This is a genomic window from Brevundimonas sp. (assembly GCF_036402095.1).
Taxonomy (GTDB): domain Bacteria; phylum Pseudomonadota; class Alphaproteobacteria; order Caulobacterales; family Caulobacteraceae; genus Brevundimonas.
Map to the genome: position 1 here is coordinate 1 of NZ_DASWTO010000019.1, position 2,875 is coordinate 2,875.

Here is a 2,875-nt window from a genome sequence, read left to right on the forward strand (position 1 = left end):
CGGCGCGCCCGTTCCAGCGATCGACGGCGGACCGAGATCGGCCAGTCGATCAGCCAGACGGAGACGATGCGTCTCATCATCCTGCTCCAGCATCCAGGCGCCGGGCCGTTCGCCCCGCCCGCGCGTCAGTTCGGCGAGAAGGCGGGCCGGGCCGGGCGCGCGGTCGTCCTCGGGGTCCACGGCGCTGGGCTGGACCGAGACGCGCCAGCGGCGGCGGGCGGCGCTGAGCCCGTCCAGCCGGCGCGACAGGATCAGGCCGACGGCCTCGCCCTGTTTCGCCGCGAAATCGAGCCGGCGGGTCTGGGCCAGCGTAGCCCCCTCGACGGCGCCGAGCCCCAGCGACACCGCGCCGGAACGCAGCCCCTGCTCCATCGCCCACAGGGCCTCGGCGAGGGTGGAGACCGGCGCGAGGATGAACGGCGTTCCGGCGATCCCCGGACCGTAGGGACGGCCGTATTCCACAAACCATGCCCGGGGCGCGGTCACCAGCACCGGCCGCTCATCCCCTCGCCGTCGCCGCGACAGGGCGAACAGCAGGGTGGCCGCCACGTCGCGGGGCGCGGGGGCGCACGCCTCCTCAAGGGGCGCGGCGGCCTCCGGGAACGGGTCCTGCGACAGGATGGGAGACGGGTTCATGATCATTCAGAAGCTGAATGTTCACTATTTGTTCCGCATGGAACGAAGAGTCAAACGGGAATCGGATTCGTCCCCGCCGGGGAGTTTTACCCGGGTGAAACCGGAGAAAAGGGGTGGCGGAATCGGCAGGGTCGGCGCCGGCCCGGCGAAAGAAGGGGGGCAGAGTCGGCAGAGTCTACATCGCCCGAAGCGTCCATGACGCCGCTGCAGCCGCCGCGCCTCACAACCACGATTTCAAAGACCCGCCCGGCCGTGAGGCCGAGCTGGACTGACATGGGGAAGGGCCGCCGGCGGTCAAGGGATTGCGAGGAATAAATTCCTTCCCTGAACTCCTCCTCCCGTCATCCTCGGGCTCGACCCGAGGATCAGAGGCGGGACCGGGCTGTGCCCTGGCGACGGCCCTGCGGGCGCGGGCTGCGCGACCCTCGACGCAGCACCGGACGGTCTGGCCCTCGGGTCAAGCCCGAGGGTGACGGGGGTGGTGGTGGTGGTGAGCGGTCGACCTACCGCCGCGCCTTCAGCTCGTCGCGGATTTCGGCGAGGAGGGCTTCGGTGGGGGTGGGGGCCGCCGGGGCCTCGGGCGCGGAGGCCTGTTCGCGGCGGAGGCGGTTGATGGCCTTGACCAGCAGGAAGACCACGAAGGCGACGATCAGGAACTGGATCAGGGTGTTGATGAAGGCGCCATAGCCGATGGCGACCTTCTCGACCGCCTGTGTGGCGGGGTTCTCGGGCACCAGGACCCATTCCAGCTTCGAGAAGTCCACCTTGCCGAGCAGCAGGCCGACCGGCGGCATGATCACCTGGTCGACCAGGCTGGTGACGATCTTGCCGAACGAGGCGCCGATGATGACGCCAACGGCCAGGTCGACGACGCTGCCGCGGGCGGCGAATTCCCTGAATTCGGTGAGGAGGCCCATCAGGCGTCGGAGGCGTTCAGCCGCTCGCGCAGTTCCTTGCCGCTCTTGAAGAAGGGCACCGCCTTGGCGGGGACGTCGACGGTTTCGCCGGTGCGCGGGTTGCGGCCCGCGCGCGCAGGCCGGCTGCGGACCGAAAAGGCCCCGAAACCGCGCAGTTCGACCCGACCACCGTCCCCGAGCGCCTCGACCATCCGGCCCAGCACGATATTGACGACCCGCTCGACCTCGGCGTGGGTCAGATGGGTGTTCTCGGCCGCCAGCTTCTCGATCAGCTCGGATTTGATCATGTCAGGCCCCCGCCCTCCAAAGCCCTTCCCAGAGCCATACGGGTGCATCCGAAACCCGAATGCAATCCCTACCTTAGCGCCCACCCGCCCGGCGCAAAAGGGCCAGAGGCCGGAAATGTCGGTTACTGGACGTTTACCTCACCCCCTGGCGGCCAGCGAAGGCGGCAGGGCGGCGGCCCGGCCAGCCAGAACGATACCGACGACGAAGCCGACCGATACGAAAAGGGCTCTTTCCCGCATCCCGTCATGGCCGGGCTTGTCCCGGCCATCCATAGACTCAGCCGGGGGAAGGTCTGACGCGAGCGGGCCGCCGGCTTCCGACCGCGCGTATGGATGGCCGGGACAAGCCCGGCCATGACGAGCGGGTAAGAGTTCAGCATGGCCACGAAAGCCAGTGGAACCTGCTCCGCCAACACCCGCCGGAAACACAGCCAAGAAAAAGGGCGGCCGGATGATCTCCGGCCGCCCCTGTTCATTCGCTCTGAAGCGAAGGCCTACTCCTTGGAGCCGGCCTTTTCGCGCAGGGCGGCGCCGAGGATGTCGCCCAGCGAGGCGCCCGAGTCCGAGGACCCGAACTGCTCGATGGCGGCCTGCTCGTCCTTCATCTCCAGGGCCTTGATCGACACCGAGACGCGGCGCGAGGCCTTGTCGATGCCGGTGACCATGGCGTCGACGCGGTCGCCGACCGAGAAGCGCTCGGTGCGCTGCTCGTTGCGGTCGCGGGACAGGTCGGACTTGCGGATGAAGGCGGTCGCCGGAGCGTCCTCTTCACCGAACTTGACCTCGATGCCGCCGGTCTCCACCGCCGTCACGGTGACGGTGACCTGCTGGCCCTTCTTGAAGGCGTCGCCTTCCATCGGATCGCCGCCGAGCTGCTTGATGCCCAGCGAGACGCGCTCCTTCTCGACGTCGACGTCCAGCACCTTGGCCTTGACGGTTTCGCCCTTGCGGTAGCGCTGGATGGCTTCCTCGCCCGAGACGTTCCAGTCGAGGTCCGACAGGTGGACCATGCCGTCGATGTCGTTGTCGAGGCCG

The 2,875-nt window shown here is 68.6% G+C and carries 4 protein-coding genes; all 4 read right to left on the bottom strand.

From position 1 onward, the window contains the following. On the bottom strand, positions 1–636 hold a 636-nt coding region (locus VGD32_RS01515; protein WP_331030137.1), incomplete at its 3' end, for a hypothetical protein. A 503-nt stretch (positions 637–1,139) separates the two neighbouring features. Continuing rightward, positions 1,140–1,553, bottom strand: a complete 414-nt coding sequence (gene mscL, locus VGD32_RS01520; protein ID WP_331030138.1) for a large-conductance mechanosensitive channel protein MscL — start codon at positions 1,551–1,553, stop codon at positions 1,140–1,142. Then, complete coding sequence (locus tag VGD32_RS01525) at positions 1,553–1,840, bottom strand: integration host factor subunit beta (protein ID WP_331030139.1); 288 nt, start codon at positions 1,838–1,840, stop codon at positions 1,553–1,555. Before VGD32_RS01525 ends, mscL begins: the two co-directional genes overlap by 1 nt. A gap of 494 nt (positions 1,841–2,334) precedes the next feature. Continuing rightward, positions 2,335–2,875: S1 RNA-binding domain-containing protein (locus VGD32_RS01530; protein ID WP_331030140.1), on the bottom strand; the 541-nt coding region annotated here is incomplete at its 5' end.